Genomic DNA, 531 nt, shown 5'->3' on the forward strand with positions numbered 1-531 from the left:
AGATGTCCTTCAGCGCCTCCTCCTGGGTCTGGACGGTGTCCTTCTCCAGGGTCTCCAGCAGGACGGGGTAGTCGGCGAATTCCTCGCGGATCTGCGAGTCGCTCATGCCGATGGCCTTGAGGAAGTGGGTGACGGGCTGCTTGCGCTTGCGGTCGATGCGCACGCCCACGGCGTCGCGCTTGTCGATCTCGAACTCCAGCCAGGCACCGCGACTGGGGATGACCTTGCAGACGAAGATGTCCTTGTCGGAGGTGCGGTCGGAGGTGCGGTCGAAGTAGACGCCCGGGGAGCGCACGAGCTGGGAGACGACGACGCGCTCAGTGCCGTTGATGATGAAGGTGCCGCGGCGCGTCATCAGGGGGAAGTCCCCCATGAAGACGGTCTGGGACTTGATCTCGCCGGTCTCGTAGTTCATGTACTCGGCGGTCAGGTACATGGGTGCCGAGTAGGTGTAGTCCTTGGCCTTGGCCTCCTCCACCGTGTACTTCGGCTTCTCGAGGCGGTGGTCACGGAAGGAGAGGGACATCGTCT

Annotated in this window: 1 pseudogene; it reads right to left on the reverse strand. The window is 63.5% G+C overall.

Annotated features, from left to right (window positions below):
* A pseudogene (locus tag FK530_RS25415) lies at window positions 1-531 on the reverse strand (DNA-directed RNA polymerase subunit beta); the annotation flags it as partial.

Source organism: Tsukamurella conjunctivitidis (assembly GCF_007858475.1).
GTDB lineage: Bacteria > Actinomycetota > Actinomycetes > Mycobacteriales > Mycobacteriaceae > Tsukamurella > Tsukamurella conjunctivitidis.